Source organism: Sphingomonas paeninsulae (assembly GCF_003660165.1).
Classification (GTDB): domain Bacteria; phylum Pseudomonadota; class Alphaproteobacteria; order Sphingomonadales; family Sphingomonadaceae; genus Sphingomonas_O; species Sphingomonas_O paeninsulae.
This window is the reverse complement of record NZ_CP032828.1, coordinates 294,338-312,017: the sequence shown is the minus strand read 5'-3', so window position 1 is coordinate 312,017 and position 17,680 is coordinate 294,338. Positions and strand designations below refer to the sequence as shown.

Below are 17,680 nucleotides of genomic sequence, written 5' to 3'. Positions count from 1 at the left end.
ATGGTTCTGCCTTACCCTGTTTTGCCGAATTTCGCGGGACTCTGCCAGCGCGCATATCTCCAACAGTTCAGGATAACCAAGTGGGGGTTAAATCGATGGCCGATAATCGAATGAAAATGCGAACTGTTGTGGCGTTTGCAATGAGTAGTGTCGCCCTGCCATGGGCTACCGCTGCACATGCTCAAGACGTTAACGCTGAAACCGCTAAACCAAGCGCGGGGGAAGTATTGTCTAATGACATAGTTGTCACCGCACAGAAGCGAAGGCAGTCAATCAACGACATCGGCCTTTCAATCACCGCTATCGGGTCCGAAGCACTGAAGGATCGCGGAATTTCGGATACGTCGGATCTTGTCAAGGTGGTGTCGGGCTTTACGTTCACGCCCACCATCAGCGGTCCGCCGGTTTATACCTTACGAGGGGTCGGTTTTTACGAATCGTCGTTGGCCGTTGCTCCTGCCGTGACTGTGTATGTCGATGAGGCACCTCTTGCCTTTCCCATCATGACCCAGGTCAGCGTTCTGGATGTGGAGCGCGTCGAAGTGCTTAAGGGACCTCAGGGGACTCTCTATGGCGAAAACTCAACGGGAGGGGCAATCAACTACATCCTCGCAAGGCCGACGGGTGAATTCGCAGCAGGCGGCACGGCCAGTTACGGACATTTGTCACCGCTAGATCTAGCCGGTTACGTGAGCGGTCCGATAAGCGACACGTTGAGAGCGCGCTTGTCGTTTCGCGCAATTGAGGGAGGTGAGTGGCAAAAAAGCTACACCCGCGACGCCTCTCTTGGTGCGACCCGCCAGCTTTCCGCACGTCTATTGTTGGATTGGACGCCAACGGACCGACTAAAGATGTCATTTAATTTCAACGGATGGCGTGACAACTCCGATTTTGCGGCCAACCAGCTACAGGCGGTCACTTGCTCGCTTCCTAGCAACTGCTATCTTAACGGATACCCGACAGCCCCCAAAAATGCGCGAGCTGCCGATTGGAGTCCTGAATGGCCGATGCGGATGCACGACCGCTTTTTTCAAACAGTCGTTCGGGCCGATTATGAGATTTCACCGGAGATCACACTTACGTCACTCACCGGCTATCAGAATCTGAAAACACTTAAATACTCCGACTCAGACGCAACTGACATCCAGAACCTGGATACACGGACAAGTGGCAAGATCGAGTCCTTCAACGAGGAGTTGCGATTGTCCGGCAAGACCGGGCCGGTTAATTGGGTCGGCGGCGGTTATTATGCGCACGCAAAGATCTTCGACGAATTCTACTATGCGACCCGTTTCCTGTCTTCGGCGCTTGTAATTCCCGGTATCCCGGCATTTACAAGCACGGAGACGCCAACAGATACCCGCCTCAACACCTACGCTCTGTTTGGCAACGCAGACGTTAAACTGAGCCCTAACCTGTCCGTAATAGCTGGTGCGCGATATACTTGGTCGCGGCGTGCTTTTGACGGCTGTACACGGGATATCGATGGTGCGCTGGCCGCAGACGTCAATTTCCTCCAGCAGCTCTTCACGGGCCAGCTAGCGAGGCCCGCGGTAAAGGGTGGGTGCATCGTCCTGGACGACAATTTCTTGCCAACAAACGTCGTGGAACAACTGAACCAGAACAGCCTGTCATGGCGTTTAGGCTTAAACCAAAAATTCGAAAGCGGAGTTTTACTCTACACCAGCGTTAGCAAGGGTTACAAGGCAGGCAGCATTCCTGCCGTATCGTCGACAAGCGTGATACAGTTTCGGCCCGTTCCGCAGGAATCTCTGCTCGCTTATGAAGTGGGCGTAAAGGCACCTTTGCTGGATCGCGCACTGCAGGTTAATGCAAGCGCATTCTACTATAACTACAAGGACAAGCAGCTTCGTGGACGTATTCTCGATCCCTTTTTCGGGCTACTCGAAACGTTGGTGAGCATTCCCAAGTCGCGTGTGTGGGGCCTGGAGGGAGAGATCATTGCGAGGCCTATGCAGGGCCTGACACTTAGCGGATCCGTTACCTATCTGAATACAAGAGTCCAGCGGTTTTCCGGTGTCGATATTAATCGCGACGTTGTGAATTTCGCCGGTGCCCAGTTCCCCTATTCGCCAAAATGGCAGTCGGTGGGCGATGCCCAATATGTTTGGGCAATCGGCGGCATCAAACAGGCTTTTGTCGGAGCCAGCGTGACGCAGCGCAGTGCGTCATATTCTACGATCGGCGTCTATGACGACTTCCGTATCCGAGGCTATGCGCTTGTCGATCTGCGTGCAGGTATCGAGAGCAAAGACGATCGCTGGAAGCTAACGGTCTGGGGCAAAAACATCACGAATGAATATTATTGGAATGGTGTGTTCCAGTTTATCGACACGCGGTTTCGTCAGGCTGCCAAACCTGCGACCTACGGTGTGACACTCGGTTTCAATTATTGATTAGCTAAAAGAGGGGCAGTCGATGAGTCTAGTCTTGAACGCCTGGTATGTGGGAGCGACTGCTGTCGAAGTGGTCGCCATCCCGCTGGCCAGGACTCTCCTGAATATCCCCGTCGTCTTCTTTCGAGGAGACGACGGGGAACCGGCGGCTTTGATCGACATTTGCCCCCACCGGGCGGTTCCGTTGCATATGGGCAGCGTGGTTGGGGACCGGCTGCGCTGCATTTATCATGGCCTTGAATTCGATCGAAAGGGTGTTTGCCGGGTCAATCCCCATATTGCCGATGGTCGACCGGACGGATTGCGCGTGCAAACCTTTCCCATCGTGCAACGCTATGGGTTGATTTGGATATGGCTGGGAGATCCGGATATTGCAGACTCTGCCATCATTCCCGATTATCCGGTTTTCGAGGCTCCCGAGCGCTTTACAACCGGGATGGGCTATACTTGGGTAGCGGCCGATTATCGACTAATGGTGGATAATCTGTTCGACCTGTCGCACGCAGAGTATCTACATCCCGGTAGTGTCGGAGTGCCCGGTGCGAGCAAAGTGTCAGTCACCCGCGTTGAGCGTACCCCAGACCGGGTAACCATCTATTACAATATCCCAGATGTGCCGCCCCCTGTGGTCTGGCATGCGGCTTGGACCAAGTCGGAACGGATCGACCAATATTCCTCAATGGACTGGCGCGGAGGTGGAAGTTGCTATCTAGACCTTACGGTTACAGCAATAGGGTCTCCCCGATCTGAGGGCTGGAGCCTGCCATTTGCCCATCTTCTGACGCCGGAAACAGAGAATAGCACCCATTATTTTTGGCTATTTGCGCGTGATTTCAACCTTGATGACGATGCCCTAACTCATGCCATTGCCGAAGTGGGCGAGAGGGCATTTAATGACGAGGATCGTCCTGTGCTCGAAGCGGCGCAACGATCGATGGAGCGGAGCAGTGCGAAGCTTCGTAATATAACCGTCGGGGATAGCGCGTCCGCAGCGATCCGCCGTCGTATCGATAAGCAGGCATTCGATACGGTCGAAACGGCAAAAGCTGTCCAATAGCCGAGACATGGCAATCCAGCAGGGAATGCCAGAACCGGAATTCGGTTGAACAATGACCATGACTCCTATCGATTTTGACGTAATCCCATCGACCAGATCAACGGTCCACGATGGGGTCATCCATGTCATCCGAAGAATTGTCGGACGTAGGCATGTCTTGATCGGCGATGCTCGGACTCGTCGCTATCGTACAGGATTTCGATCTGGCGGTGGTCCGGTACTGGCGGTAATTCGCCCAGGTAGTCTGGTAGAACAATGGCAGGTCGCACAGCATTGCGCCGCTGCAGACTTCATCATGATCATACAGTCAGCCAATACCGGGCTTACCGGAGGGTCGACACCCGACGGAGATAATTATGATCGCCCTATCGTTATCATCAATACCCTTCGAATAAACGGGATCCATCCAATCAGAGATGGTCGGCAAGTGGTTTGCTTGCCGGGCGCCACCCTTGACCGGCTCGAACAGGTTCTCAAACCGTTCCACCGGGAACCTCATTCCGTCATCGGCTCCTCATGCCTCGGTGCTTCGGTTATTGGGGGCGTTTGCAATAATTCCGGCGGTGCGCTGGTCCATCGTGGTCCAGCCTATACAGAATTGGCGCTATATGCGCGGCTGGACCCTGACGGTCGGCTTCGGCTCATCAATCATCTAGGCATTGCTCTCGGGGATGACCCAGAAGAGATATTATGGCGCCTTGATCGGCGTGAATATGGCAATTTAGACTTGCTGGCGGACGAACGAGCCGCGTCCGATCCAGACTATGAGCATTATGTGCGCGATATCGATGCGAACATACCGGCACGCTTCAATGCTGACCCTCGTCGCTTATTCGAAGTATCCGGGAGCGCCGGGCGACTGATCGTGTTTGCGGTGCGGCTCGATACCTTCCCGGCCCAGGACGAGCGCAAATTATTCTATATAGGAACCGACGATCCGGCGGTTTTGACAGACTTACGCCGAAAGATGCTGGCCGAATGCGCGATATTACCGGTTTCGGCGGAATATCTCCATCGCGATATGTTCGATATCGCCGTGCGCTATGGCAAGGACAGCTTTCTCGTCATCGAATGGCTAGGCACTCGTTTTCTGCCGGCGTTATTCGCACTTAAAAGCCGTATCGACTCTGCTCTAGGTCGGATGAAACTGCGTGCTGCCAATCCGTCAGATCGAATTTTGCAAGCACTCGTGCGGCACTTACCTGCGCATCTCCCACAGCGAGTCTTCTCTTTCGGTAAGCGTTACGAACATACGCTGCTCCTTGATCAAGCGGGGGCAGGAATAGAGGAGACACGCCGGGTTTTGCAGAATTATTTTGGCGCTCGGGGTGGTGATTATTTTGAATGCACGCCCATTGAGCGTCGCAAGGCGCAACTCCATCGTTTTGTAGCGGCGGGTGCCGCCATTCGTTTTCGCGCCATTCACCATGAGACGGTCGAAGATATCGTCGCCATCGATGTGGCTCTTCCCCGTAATACGACAAGTTGGTTCGAAACCCTTCCGCCGGACGTTGATGGCGCCTTGCTGCACAAGCTCTATTATGGGCATTTCTTCTGCCAGGTCCTTCACCAGGACTATATCGTGCGAAAGGGTCACGACTGCGCTTGGGTAAAAGCCCAGATATGTGCATCGCTTGATCAGCGCGGAGGTGAATACCCTGCCGAACACAATGTTGGCCATGTATACCGCGCCAAGCCGGCTTTACGTGAATTCTATCAGGAGCTTGATCCACGCAACGCTCTGAATCCGGGTATTGGACAGACATCTAGAGAGCGACATTGGCAGTCGTCCCAAAGAGATTCTCGATAACCATTACCCTCTTTAGGCTAGGGGGCAGACGGCGATCTCGTCGCGTTACCGCCTTTCGAGGAATTTCATCGCACTGCGTTCTGCCTAGAATGAGCCTGACAGAGCGCGAACGAAAAGCGTGTGAATTAGGAGGCGGAAAGATCCGATGGTTGACAATTTTCTGCTCTTTGAGCGGCCTTTTACTGTGATCGAAGGTTTGCGGCGATGAGTGCCGCCCGCGTTCCAGTTAAAGGCGATCTAGAAGTACCGCGCCGTAGCGTAAGGCCTATGCCACGTGATGGCGAGGAGGGCTTATTTTATGAGAGCTGGTATCCAATATGTTTGTCTGAGGAGGTCGGTCCCGGTCAGTTGATGGGTTGCGAGTTTCTCGGTGGCCGGGTGATCGCGGTCCGCGGGGATAGTGGCGTGGTTAGGGTGCAGAGTGCCTATTGCCCTCATATGGGCGCAGACTTGTCGCAGGGGCGCGTGATTGGCGAAAATGTCGAATGCGCTTTCCATCGGTGGCAATATGACGGCGGCGGGCAGTGCGTGATGACTGGGATCGGTGATCCGGCGCCGAGTGCTGCGCGTATCTACAATTTCCCGACGATAGAGAAATTTGGAATCGTTTGGGCGTATAACGGAGTTCAGCCTAAGTGGGAGCTCCCCGAGCTTGATAAAAAAATCGATGGTCTGGTACAACGCAATTTCATAACGGATGAATATAGCTGCGACGGGTGGGTCTTCTCCTGCAACACGCCCGACATGCAGCACATCAAGGCCGTGCACGGCATCCAGTTCAAGCATGACGATCCTCACAAAGATGTGCGTTGGCTTGAGAATGGGTTCGATTATGCCATTTCGGCAGATCATCAGGGCGGTGTCGCGATCGACTGGATCGTAGGCATCCGGGGAAGCAGTTTTTTCTGGCAACAAGGCACTTACGAAGGTTGGTGGATGGCGGCGGCGCTGGGTTACAGCTGTCCCCGACCGGGCTTTCACCGTGCTTATGTTTCGATATTCGTCGAAAACGCCGGCGATACCCCAGAAGGCAAGTCGCTTACTCAGGAGCGGCTAGACATCGCGACGGACTTGATCCGCCGAACCGCCGAGGAAGATCGGGATATTCTCAATACTATTCACTATGCTCCGGGCGTGATGACTCGCGGCGACACATCGCTTGGCCGGTATCTTCAAATGCTGCGTTCTTTTCCGCGCTCCAATCCAGCAGCAGATTTCATCAGGTGATCAACAATGGCTCGTAATAACACCATCTTCCAGTTGCGCGGTGAAACGTCCTTTTCGCAGGCCATCGATACCGGAGACCTAATTTTCGTATCCGGCACCGTGAGCTGGGACGACAGTTTCAAAACCTTGGGAGTCGACGATTACAAAGCCCAAGTCGGCAATATTTATTCCGATTTGGAGCGGACTGCCAGCCATTTCGGGCTGGATGCAGCAGCAGTCGTAAAGGAAACAATCTTCACGCGTGACATGGATGCCTTTGTTGCGGTCAACGCGGTCCGGGCAGCTTTTTATGAAGGATGCGTGGCCCCCGCATCAACCTGGATCGGTGTTTCGGCCTTTGCGCGAGCGGACTTGCTCGTTGAAATCGAAATCGTCCTAGCCCGCTAATTTTCTGAATTTTTAACTAATCTTCAACGGAGTATAAAGATCATGGCTCTTCAAAAAAACGTCCTCAACTTTCGAGCTGTCGAAAAAGATTTCTCGTTCAGCCAAGCCGTGCGTGCGGGAAACCTGCTTTTCGTATCCGGCTGCGTAAGCTGGGACGAGAATGCAAACCCGGTCGCTGTAGGCGACATGGCGGCCCAGATGGACAATGTGTACAAAGATCTTGGACGAACACTCGCCGCTTACAATTTGACCTTCAACAACGTCGTGAAGGAAACCATGTATACGCGTGATATGGACGCCATGGTCGGGACTGCTTCTGTGCGTGCCGGCTATTATGCGGATTGTGCACCGCCAGCTTCGACGTGGATTGAAATTTCGCGGCTGGTCCATCCCGATTTGCTGCTTGAGGTAGAGATCGTGGCGACATTTGATTGATTGGAATGAGCGCGCAATTGTCTTCCAATCGTTTCCTCCACACAATGTGTCGTGTGGAGGATCTCGACCGTTCGCTGGTCTTTTATTGCGACGGTCTTGGCATGACTGTAAATCGTAGGTTGGATTTCCAAGAAGCGCGATTTTCGCTTATCTATCTAGGCTATATAGACGACAATATCGGAACCGTTTTGGAATTGACCTGGAACTGGGACGATTCTGAAAAATACACGCATGGCAGTGGCTATGGGCATATTGGCATTGGTGTGGATGATCTTGAGGCAACCTGCGCACGGATTCGACAGGTTGGCGGTGCTGTCGTGCGCGAGCCAGGAGAAATGATGAACAGCGGAATTGAGATTGCGTTCATCACTGACCCGGACGGTTACCAAATAGAACTAATAAAGAACCCGTTCCCCAAGCCGTGGATGGAGGGAACAACAACGCTGTAAGTTCGGCGCGAGGCATCGGAGAAGGGGGCGGTGATCCTCGGCCATCATACTCGGATCGTGTGCTTGGCAAGTCCTGGGTCGGCTGACATGATGTGCATGGGACATGAGCGACCCGGAAGAGGGAGGCTACGTGCGATGATTGGAAACCAAAGCTTACAAATTGCACCAGACCGTGGAATTGACGGAGACGAGGTGGGTAGCGGGGCTGGCGCGCAATTCGAGACGGGAAGGGACCAGTCTTGGTTCGAGCCGCTGCTCGTCACCAAACTGCTACCTCCGTCGGCATCCAGCACGATCCTCGATCGCCCGAAGGTGATGGCATTTCTGAATGCAGAACCAATCCCGTTGTTGACGCTTGCACATGCTCCTGTCGGCTATGGCAAAACGACTGCTATTTCTCTATTTTTCAATGAATTACGCAAGAACAAAATATATGCTGCGTGGCTGTCGATCGATGAGCAGAATCGCGACGGAAAAAATTTCCTTGCCTATCTCATCGCTTCGCTGGCCGCCGCCGGACTGATGCTAAAGGACTTTCAGTCTGCTGCGCGATCGAAATTGCGGCAATCTCGCGAAGATGTAGTCCGCTCAGCCCTGATCAACCATTTTGCGGAAGTTGGCGAGCCCATTTACATTTTCCTCGACGAATATGAAAAAATCGATGGATATCCCGCCGGAGACATCGTTAGTTTCATGCTGACCTATGCGCCGAAAAATATACATTTCATCATAGCTGCTCGCATATGTCCGTCTCTGTCGCTGGGCATATTACGTGGCCGAGGGCAAATTCGTGAACTTACGGTAGAGCATCTGAGATTCAGCGCGGCAGAATCGTTGTCCTACTTCGGGTTGGACACTCTGGTTGCGGAAAAGATTTCCTCACGATGCGAAGGCTGGCCGGCGGCCTTGCAGATGAGCCGGCTCTGGCTGGAGCAGAACGGGACGCAAGCAGGTTGCGCCCTATCTTCTAGAGCCGGTTCTGACGTGGCTGAATTTACTGACTATTTAATGGAGCAGGTATTCAGCGCATTGACCGATGATCTGCGTGACGTGCTGCTGTCGATCTGTATATTGGAACGCTTTGACGCCGAACTGATTAATGCGCTGACCGGTAGAGCGGACGGGTGGGAGATCATTGGCGCGATACGGGCCCGCAACTTGTTCATCAACGTGATCGACAGAGATCTGCATTGGTTTTCGTTCCACCAGATCTTCCGTACCTTTCTAGTGGAAGTGCTCCATCGGAGGATGCCACAGGAAATATCTGTCCAACACATCCGAGCCTCGCGATGTTTTGCATCCGGCGGCCATTTCACCGAAGCTGTGGCCCACGCCTGCCTATCAGAGGATCGGGCGTGGATGAGCGAACTCTTATCCGCACACAGCGGCTGGTTTCGCTGCGTGCATCAGGGGCTTGACGCTTATTCGCCGCTGCCCGAATGGACAGCTTCCCATCCAGGCGAAGTGCCAGAGGCGGATTTCATAACAGCCTATATCTGCGTGCAAACCGGCAAAGTCGCGCGGGGACGCATGATTTTCGATCGTGTCTCGGCAATTGTGACAGACGATGTTGTAGGTCAAGAGATCGTTTTGTCGGGCCGTATCCTTGATTATCTGATCGCCTTCTATGAAGACCGCGTGATCGATGTTTGTGCGCTGAATCAATTGCACGCCGAAATTGTCGGGGGGATAGCCGCGCCAATTATGCTCGTACCGTCACAAGCGCACTGGCCTGTTACGGTGCCTACCATAAAGGGGATTTTGAAAACTGTATTCGATTAGGCCTGAAATCCGTTTACGCTAGCGAACGCTTGGGCGGACATTATGCATCGATCTACATTCAGTTGTTCATTTGCCGTGCCCTGCTCGCCATGGGGCAGATTGCAAAGGCGTATGAAACCGCATGCCATGTGCGAGGTTTGGTTGACGCTCATTTCGGCCGCCAGGCAGACCTCGTTGCTTTGGTCGATACTGTCATGGCCGAAATCCGCTATGAACAGGGCGATCTCGAGGAGGCAAGGGCGCTAATAATTGCGAGCTTCGAGGGTGCACACAACGAAGGCTGGTTCGAAATCGTGGCCTCCGCCTGTCGGACAGCCACACTACTTACCATGGATAGCAGCTCGCAAAATGCAACTTTACTCCCGCGCGTTTCAGCTGGTGACTTTCCCCGTGGTGACCGGGCTAGATCGACGCGCTTCATCTGTGCAATTGAAGCACATGCGCTGGTACGAAGCGGGCGTCCGCTCGAAGCGGGGTCATTGCTTGCAATAGCCGAAGGTGGAGATGACCCTCTTCCGGATTGGCGTATCATGGACACTGTTCAAATGGCGCGGGCGGAGATCCTGATCGCCGAGGGACTGATCGAGGAGGCCAACGGCCTGCTAGACCGGTATATCGAAAGGCTACTGGCGACTGGCAATCGTCAGATGGCTCTCTATGGCTTGATCCTGCAAGCCCATGCGCGCCGGTTGGCTGGGCGCAACGATGAAGCCACGACTTGCCTGATCGACGCGTTGGCGCTCGCGGCGCCGCAGTCTATGGTGCAGGCATTCGTGCATGGCGAGGCCATCGTCGTACCTCTGCTCGCGCAAGCCAAAGATAGACTTCCCCTTGATCTGGTGAGCTTCGTAGGTGTCGTTCGCAGTCGCTTTACGAAGCCAGATCCCGAGAGCATGCCGGCAGTCGAACCCGGAGGCCTGAGCCCTCGCGAGCAAGAGGTTCTGCAACTTCTTGCGGTCGGCATGTCCAATAAAGAAATGGCGCGAACCCTTTCCCTGGCTGAGGGAACGGTGAAGGTACACAGGAAGCGATTATACAAAAAACTAAAAGTGACCGGACGTTATGCCGTTCTCGATACAGCAAGGCGGAAAGGTATGTTAAATAACGGGTATGATCTCGCGTGAGCGGAAAATAAGAAGATATTAATACATCTATCTTGGAAGAATTTCTATATATTTGTCATGAAGTTGCTACCATCTTGAAAGTGGGAACTGCCACGAAACACAGAGATTCTGTTTCGGCTGCCGTAAGGCGCATGCGGTGCGAAGGTTAGGACATCGTGCCCAGCCGCTTGCGAAAGCGGCTTGGCGAGCACAGGCTCGAAACAGTCGTCTGTGGCTAACCAGAAGCTGTACCAACTCGCATATGTCGATCGATGTTGCTTGCCATACATGTGGTTACGACCTTTGCTAATGCCCCGCGTCAACATTCGGACTCTAATTTAACCCGTGTTTCTTCAGTGTTCTCGCGCCATTGATGTCTTCCAATACAAAGGAAGATTAGCCAACTCGTTTGGGACGCAGTTGAGGGCGTTATGTCAAAGTCAGATGCCAATCGCAGGTCCCAATTCCCGCTGTAATCTTTTGATCATTTCACGAACTTTCGGGAGAAGATGCTTCCTTTGCGGATAGACGGCCCAAATTGGCTCGTCGTCGGGCCAAAACTTATCGAGCAATACCTCAAGGCGTCCATCGGCAATAAAGGGAAGTACATAGAATTCGGGAAGCTGGCAGATCCCAAGCCCGGCCAGGGCGGCCTGAAGGACGGCCTCGCCGCTATTGCTATTCCAACGCCCTTTCGGCCGGAAGGTCTGCTCTACGCCGCCTGCATCGAAGTACCATGTAGCAGCATTTCCAATGAGGCAATTATGCCCAGCAAGGTCTGCAACTGATGCTGGTGCTCGTACGCGGGAAAGATACTGCGGGGCGGCGCAGAGGTACAAACGGCGCGAAGCGATGCGAGTTGCAATCAACCTCGAGTCTGAGAGGTTCCCGGTTCGGATCGCAAGGTCATAGCCTTCTCCGACTAAGTCGATGATGCGGTTGCTCAATTCCAAGTTTATACTGAGTTTCGGATATTCCAGCGACATCTGCGCAATGATCGGGGCAACGAACCGCGCGCCGATCGCTGTGGAGCAGGTGACGCGCAACTCTCCCTGCGGAACGACACCGCCAATCACGGAATCCAGCACTTCGTTTCGTTGATCCACGACTTCGCGGCACCGCTCGAATAGAACGCGTCCAGTGTCGGTAAGGCTGACACTCCGTGTGGTCCGATAGAAAAGCGGTGTGTTCAGGTGGCTTTCGAGCCGTGCGACCGCGCGACTGATTTGCGACGTCGAAGCGCTCAGGTGCTTGGCACCTCCGGCAAAACTACCCGACATCGCGACAGCCACAAACTCGTCAATGCCATCCCAGCGCTGCTTCATGACTATCCCGATAACGCAACAATGAATTGCCTATATCGTTCTTTATCGCACGTTTGTCATTATGATAACGGTCCGTTGGATTGGAACTATAGATGAAGACACGTGCCGCCGTTGCATTCGAAGCCAAAAAGCCGCTTGAGATTGTTGAAGTCGATCTGGATGGGCCACGCGCGGGCGAAGTGCTGGTCGAGATCATGGCGACCGGCATTTGCCATACCGATGCCTATACGCTCGACGGTCTGGACAGCGAGGGCATCTTTCCGTCGATCCTCGGGCACGAAGGCGCAGGCATTGTGCGTGAGATCGGCGCGGGCGTGACGAGCGTTGCTGTCGGCGATCACGTCATCCCGCTCTACACGCCCGAATGTCGCCAGTGTAAATCATGCCTGTCGGGTAAAACCAACCTGTGTACCGCGATCCGCGCGACGCAAGGGAAAGGCGTGATGCCAGACGGTACCAGTCGGTTCAGCTACAAAGGCCAGTCGATCTTTCATTATATGGGCTGTTCGACCTTCTCGAACTTCACCGTGTTACCGGAGATCGCGGTCGCCAAGATCCGCACCGATGCGCCGTTCAAGACGAGTTGCTACATCGGATGCGGTGTCACGACGGGCGTGGGCGCTGTGGTCAACACCGCAAAGGTTCAGGTCGGCGACAATGTGATTGTATTCGGCCTTGGCGGCATCGGCCTGAATGTATTGCAGGGCGCACGGCTGGCGGGCGCAGGCATGATCATCGGTGTCGATATTAACCCCGACCGCGAGGAATGGGGCCGCAAGTTCGGTATGACCCACTTCGTCAATCCAAAGGACGTCAGTGATATTGTCGCACACCTTGTCGCTCTGACGGATGGTGGTGCTGACTATACGTTTGATTGCACAGGCAACACGACGGTGATGCGTCAGGCGCTGGAAGCCTGTCACCGTGGCTGGGGAACGAGTATCGTCATCGGCGTGGCAGAGGCGGGCAAGGAAATCAGCACACGTCCGTTCCAGCTTGTCACCGGCCGTAACTGGCGCGGCACGGCCTTCGGCGGAGCCAAGGGGCGGACCGACGTCCCCAAAATCGTCGACTGGTACATGAACGGCAAGATCGAGATTGACCCGATGATTACCCACGTCCTGACCCTGGAAGAGATCAACAAGGGTTTCGACCTGATGCACTCCGGGGAGAGCATCAGGAGCGTCGTGGTCTTCTAATATTTTTCTGAACACTGTGGAGATTAAAATGACAACAAAGCCTCTCATCCATCCTTCGGTCGACCAGGGCGTTGTTTCAGGGTCGGGGAGTTTTTCCGGCGGAACGCTCGCCTGTCTTTGCGCTGATAATGCAGTGAAAGTCGCGGTGAAGAGCGATGTTCTTCATAACCATGCCTGCGGTTGTTCCAAATGCTGGAAGCCAGCGGGTGCCACGTTCGCTGTGATTGCAGTTGTGCCGCGCGATACAGTGTCAATCACGGAAAACGGCGAAAAACTTGCCATCGTCGATGAGTCCGCTGCCATTCAGCGCCATGCCTGCACCGTTTGCGGGACACATCTCATCGGACGTATCGAAAACAAGAGTCATCCGTTTCACGGGCTGGATTTTGTTCATGCAGAATTGTTCGAGGAAAAGGGCGCAACGCCGCCAAGCTTCGCCGCATTTGTATCGTCGATCATTGAGCAGGGCTATGATCCTGCAGCGATGGGTGCCGTACGTGGTCGCCTGGAAGAGCTGGGCCTCAGCCCCTATGATTGCCTGTCGCCACCGCTGATGGATGCGATCGCCACCAGCGTTGCAAAGTCTAAAGCTGCCTGATGGCGATTGAAGTCATTTCGGAAAATGCCAGCCACGGTGGCGTGCAGGGGGTGTATAAACACGCGTCTGCCGCCACGGGCACGGACATGACATTTTCGGTCTTCGTTCCATCGCATGAGCCGGGTGCGAAGCTGCCGGTTGTCTGGTATCTTTCGGGTTTGACCTGCACGTCGGCAAACGTCACTGAGAAGGGCGAATTTCGAGCGGCCTGTGCTGAACTCGGTCTGATCTTCGTTGCACCCGATACTTCGCCGCGCGGGGATGGTGTCTCAGACGACGCTGACGGTGGTTATGATTTCGGGCTGGGCGCGGGCTTTTACGTCGATGCGACTCAGGAACCATTTGCGAAAAACTATCGGATGTGGAGTTATATCACTGACGAACTCCCAGCGTTTGTTGCGCAGCATTTTCCAGCGGACAGGACGCGACAGTCGATCATGGGGCATTCGATGGGTGGCCATGGCGCGTTAACGATCGCGCTGCGCAACGCCGATGTTTATCGCGCAGTTTCCGCATTCTCGCCCATTGTCGCGCCTTCGCAGGTTCCGTGGGGCGAAAAAGCGCTGTCCGGATATCTGGGCGGCGATCGGGCAACATGGCGCCTTCACGATGCGGTTGCGCTGATCTACGATGGTGCGCGCTTCCCCGACATTCTGGTGGATCAGGGAGAGGCCGATCAGTTCTTGGCGGTGCAGCTCAAGCCATCATTGCTTGCCGAAGCCTGTAACGAGGCCGGTATCGCATTAACGCTCAGGTTGCAGCCGGGTTATGATCACAGCTACTATTTCATATCAACCTTTATGGCCGATCATTTGCGTTGGCACGCTGAGCGATTGTATTAAGCGAGCAATCCTGCCGCCATTGATAACCGCCGGGTTCGCGGCTCGGTTCAGAATCCGCTTTGTGAATGTAGCTATTCGATCGAGTTTCGCGAGGTGGTTAACGCCAATGATGGCGAGGAGAGCGACAAAGGTCTGATGTTATGACGTTAAGCTTGAGCGATCGCATGATCGTCGAACAACTGGTCGTGACGCACGCGGGAAGCCGTGGTGCCTTACTTCCGCTTCTCCATGCAATTCAGCGGGAGATCGGATTTATCCCGGACGAGGCGGTGCCAATGATAGCGGCTGGCCTAAATCTGAGCCGCGCGGATGTGCACGGTGTTGTTACTTTCTACCATGATTTCAGGCGTCAACCCGCGGGCAGACATGTTGTGAAATTCTGTCGTGCCGAAGCGTGTCAGGCGCGAGGCAGTGCTGCGATTGAAACCGCTATGGCTTTAAAGCTGGGCGTAGCGATGGGTGATACCCGCGACGATGGGCATATCAGCCTGGAAGCTGTTTATTGCCTGGGATTATGCGCCACCGGACCCAATGCAATGGTCGACGGGCAACCGTTTTCGCGCATCGATCACGCTGCAGTGAGTCGTATTGCTGACATGGTGTCTGTATGACGCGCGTTTATATTTCAGGTGATATGGCCTCCGTCGCCCTTGGTGCAGACGCAGTGGCGGACGCCTTCGCGCGTGAAAATGTGGAAGTGATACGCACCGGCAGTCGGGGGTTGTTCAGAATTGAGCCGCTGGTCGAAGTTGAAACAGTCGATAGCCGCATCGGCTTTGGTCCGGTAACGCCGGGTGACGTTGCCGCTGTGTTGAGCGGATCTCATCCAAATCGTCTCGGTGACATTGCCGAATTGGACTTCTTCGCCCGCCAGCAAAGGTTCACGTTTCAAAGGGTCGGCGTCTGCGATCCCTTGAGCCTTGAGGATTACGAAACCTCCGGCGGGTGGGTCGGCCTCGAGAAAGCGCAGTCCGTTTCACCGCAACAAATCATCGATATTATCAAAGCATCGGGCCTCCGCGGGCGGGGTGGTGCCGGTTTTCCGACGGGTATCAAGTGGCAGACCGTTCTCGATGCCAGCGGCCCTGAGAAGTTTATCGTCTGCAACGCCGATGAGGGAGACAGCGGAACATTTGCCGATCGGATGCTCATGGAAGGCGATCCTTTCTGCCTCATTGAGGGTATGGCGATAGCCGCGCACGCAACCGGCGCGCAATATGGCTTTGTCTACATCCGTTCCGAATATCCGTTTGCCATCGACGTCATGAGACGCGCAATCGCCTTGTCGTCAGCAAAGATCGCGCCGTTTATTCTGGAGGTTCGCGAAGGAGCGGGGGCCTATGTGTGCGGTGAGGAAACCGCATTGCTCGACTCGATTGAGGGCAAGCGCGGACAGGTGAGAGCGAAGCCTCCGCTTCCGGCCCATGTTGGCCTTTTCGGTGCGCCAACGGTGATCAACAATGTCCTGAGCCTGGCCGCCGTGCCGTATATAATGAGCCAGGGCGCTGCAAAATACGCGGACGTCGGCTTTGGACGCTCCCGGGGTACTATGCCGGTGCAACTTGCGGGAAACATACGGAACGGGGGCCTGTTCGAGATCGGCTTTGGTGTCACTCTGGGGTTTCTTGTCAATGATATTGGTGGCGGTACGGCAAGCGGCCGCCCCGTGCGAGCCGTGCAGGTCGGTGGTCCCCTTGGCGCATATTTCTCGCCATCGAGCTTCGATATGCCGTTCGATTACGAGACTTTCGCACAGAATGGCGGTTTAATCGGCCATGCTGGTGTCACCGTCTTCGACGATACCGTCGACATGGCACATATGGCCCGCTTCGCCATGGAATTCTGTGCGGTCGAAAGCTGCGGAAAGTGTACTCCGTGCCGGATTGGATCGACCCGTGGCGTGGAAACGATCGACAGGATTCTCGCAGGGGGCGAGAGCGTGATCGCGTCGAGCAATTGCCGCAGATCCGCAATGCAAAGCAGACAGAGCGCAGTACCGAGCAAGAGATCGAACTTTTGCGCGATCTTTGCGACACGATGAAGCATGGCTCACTTTGCGCGTTAGGCGGTTTTGCGCCTTACCCCGTTCTCAGCGCCCTTGACCTCTTTCCTGAGGATTTTCGGAAAAGGCATATTGGTGGGTGATGCTGATCAGCGCGAACCCAGAAATTCAGAATGCCAATCAGGGCCACAAGCTGTTGGAAGCCTGCGCGCTGAGCTTCGCTGGTTATGCCGATGTTTGCGCCGATCGTGCTGTTCCGCTGGAAACACCGGTGTCGCTCGAGTTTGACGGTATCGGGTACGCCGTGATGATGGCCACGCCAACGGACCTTGAAGATTTTGCGATCGGGTTTTTCATGACCGAGGGGCTGATCGACGGCCCGGCTTCGATCCGCGCGGTGAATATTCACCCGATCGAGGGCGGCTGGATTGTTCGTCTGTTCTCGACCGGATGCGCGATGGAACGGGTCCTTGCGCGTGCGCGCACCAGAATAGCGGAAAGCAGTTGCGGATTATGTGGCATCGAAAATATCGAGCAGGCGCTCCGTCCCTTGCCACCGGCTACATCCGGGCCGACCGTCGCTCGGTCGGCGATTGCCAAAGCGCTGGAAAAGCTTTCTGATTTTCAGCCTTTGAGCCGCATGACCGGCGCTGCGCATGCCGCTGCATTTGCAACACCTGACGGTGACATCAGGCTTGTCCGAGAAGATGTTGGACGCCACAATGCTCTCGACAAGCTTATCGGGGCGATGCGCCAGGCTGATATCGATGCTGGCCAAGGGTTCATTCTGCTTTCTGCGCGCTGCAGTTATGAGCTTGTCGAAAAAGCCGTGCGGGCTGGGTGTTCGATGCTGGTGACCATTTCTGCTCCAACCAGCCTTGCTGTGGAGCGTGCTGCATCCTGCGGCCTAACGCTTGGCGTGCTGGCGCGCCGGGATTCAATGCTTGTTGTGAACGATCCGAAAGGACGTTTTTTATGAACAGGCACCCTGTCGATCGCAAGGCGCACGAATTCTTCGGTTCAATCTGCGGCCGATTATTTACGGGA

Annotated in this window: 15 protein-coding genes and 1 pseudogene; 15 read left to right on the top strand and 1 reads right to left on the bottom strand. The window is 54.8% G+C overall.

All coding sequences use genetic code 11. The features are described 5' to 3' along the window. Nucleotides 1-227: 227 nt before the first annotated feature. The 9 genes from D3Y57_RS02635 to D3Y57_RS02595 all read left to right on the top strand — a co-directional run bounded on the left by D3Y57_RS02635 (nucleotide 228) and on the right by D3Y57_RS02595 (nucleotide 10,688). Nucleotides 228-2,417, top strand: coding sequence for a TonB-dependent receptor (locus D3Y57_RS02635; protein ID WP_162986906.1), 2,190 nt, complete (start codon nucleotides 228-230; stop codon nucleotides 2,415-2,417). A 34-nt stretch (nucleotides 2,418-2,451) separates the two neighbouring features. Then, entirely contained in the window at nucleotides 2,452-3,474 is a 1,023-nt protein-coding gene (locus tag D3Y57_RS02630) for an aromatic ring-hydroxylating oxygenase subunit alpha (protein WP_162986905.1), read from the top strand. A 58-nt stretch (nucleotides 3,475-3,532) separates the two neighbouring features. Further along, complete coding sequence (dld, locus tag D3Y57_RS02625) at nucleotides 3,533-5,284, top strand: D-lactate dehydrogenase (RefSeq protein ID WP_121152083.1); 1,752 nt, start codon at nucleotides 3,533-3,535, stop codon at nucleotides 5,282-5,284. 321 nt (nucleotides 5,285-5,605) lie between these two features. After that, on the top strand, nucleotides 5,606-6,511 hold the full coding sequence (locus D3Y57_RS02620) for a Rieske 2Fe-2S domain-containing protein (protein ID WP_239025801.1): 906 nt from the start codon (nucleotides 5,606-5,608) through the stop codon (nucleotides 6,509-6,511). 6 nt (nucleotides 6,512-6,517) lie between these two features. Then, nucleotides 6,518-6,898, top strand: a complete 381-nt coding sequence (locus D3Y57_RS02615) for a RidA family protein (protein WP_121151088.1) — start codon at nucleotides 6,518-6,520, stop codon at nucleotides 6,896-6,898. Nucleotides 6,899-6,940: 42 nt separating this feature from the next. Next, nucleotides 6,941-7,333, top strand: coding sequence for a RidA family protein (locus D3Y57_RS02610; protein WP_121151086.1), 393 nt, complete (start codon nucleotides 6,941-6,943; stop codon nucleotides 7,331-7,333). Between the two features lie 5 nt (nucleotides 7,334-7,338). Beyond that, the gene (gloA, locus tag D3Y57_RS02605) at nucleotides 7,339-7,782 is read left to right on the top strand and encodes a lactoylglutathione lyase (protein WP_121151084.1); all 444 of its coding nucleotides are present in this window, start codon (nucleotides 7,339-7,341) and stop codon (nucleotides 7,780-7,782) included. 135 nt (nucleotides 7,783-7,917) lie between these two features. Beyond that, nucleotides 7,918-9,564: a winged helix-turn-helix domain-containing protein gene (locus D3Y57_RS20655; protein ID WP_239025800.1), complete on the top strand. Its 1,647-nt coding sequence runs from the start codon at nucleotides 7,918-7,920 to the stop codon at nucleotides 9,562-9,564. Next, a complete protein-coding gene (locus tag D3Y57_RS02595; RefSeq protein ID WP_239025814.1) occupies nucleotides 9,447-10,688 on the top strand; it encodes a LuxR family transcriptional regulator in 1,242 nt (413 codons plus the stop codon). The genes D3Y57_RS20655 and D3Y57_RS02595 overlap by 118 nt, the downstream gene beginning before the upstream one ends. A 419-nt stretch (nucleotides 10,689-11,107) precedes the next feature. Here D3Y57_RS02595 and D3Y57_RS02590 read toward each other — a convergent pair whose 3' ends face one another. Then, nucleotides 11,108-11,992, bottom strand: a complete 885-nt coding sequence (locus D3Y57_RS02590; protein WP_121151078.1) for a LysR family transcriptional regulator — start codon at nucleotides 11,990-11,992, stop codon at nucleotides 11,108-11,110. A gap of 92 nt (nucleotides 11,993-12,084) precedes the next feature. Here D3Y57_RS02590 and D3Y57_RS02585 point away from each other — a divergent pair, with 92 nt between their 5' ends. From D3Y57_RS02585 to fdhD, 6 genes and pseudogenes are all read left to right on the top strand, one after another. Beyond that, nucleotides 12,085-13,191: an S-(hydroxymethyl)glutathione dehydrogenase/class III alcohol dehydrogenase gene (locus D3Y57_RS02585; RefSeq protein ID WP_121151076.1), complete on the top strand. Its 1,107-nt coding sequence runs from the start codon at nucleotides 12,085-12,087 to the stop codon at nucleotides 13,189-13,191. A gap of 28 nt (nucleotides 13,192-13,219) precedes the next feature. Further along, nucleotides 13,220-13,789 (top strand): S-(hydroxymethyl)glutathione synthase, encoded by a 570-nt coding sequence (gene gfa / locus D3Y57_RS02580; RefSeq protein ID WP_121151074.1) that lies wholly within the window; start codon nucleotides 13,220-13,222, stop codon nucleotides 13,787-13,789. Then, nucleotides 13,789-14,631, top strand: coding sequence for an S-formylglutathione hydrolase (gene fghA, locus D3Y57_RS02575; RefSeq protein WP_121151071.1), 843 nt, complete (start codon nucleotides 13,789-13,791; stop codon nucleotides 14,629-14,631). Before gfa ends, fghA begins: the two co-directional genes overlap by 1 nt. 164 nt (nucleotides 14,632-14,795) lie before the next feature. Continuing rightward, nucleotides 14,796-15,242, top strand: a complete 447-nt coding sequence (locus tag D3Y57_RS02570; protein ID WP_121152082.1) for a formate dehydrogenase subunit gamma — start codon at nucleotides 14,796-14,798, stop codon at nucleotides 15,240-15,242. Beyond that, a pseudogene (locus tag D3Y57_RS02565) lies at nucleotides 15,239-16,776 on the top strand (NADH-ubiquinone oxidoreductase-F iron-sulfur binding region domain-containing protein). Before D3Y57_RS02570 ends, D3Y57_RS02565 begins: the two are co-directional and overlap by 4 nt. Continuing rightward, a complete protein-coding gene (gene fdhD / locus D3Y57_RS02560) occupies nucleotides 16,776-17,612 on the top strand; it encodes a formate dehydrogenase accessory sulfurtransferase FdhD (RefSeq protein WP_121151069.1) in 837 nt (278 codons plus the stop codon). Before D3Y57_RS02565 ends, fdhD begins: the two are co-directional and overlap by 1 nt. Nucleotides 17,613-17,680 lie beyond the last annotated feature (68 nt).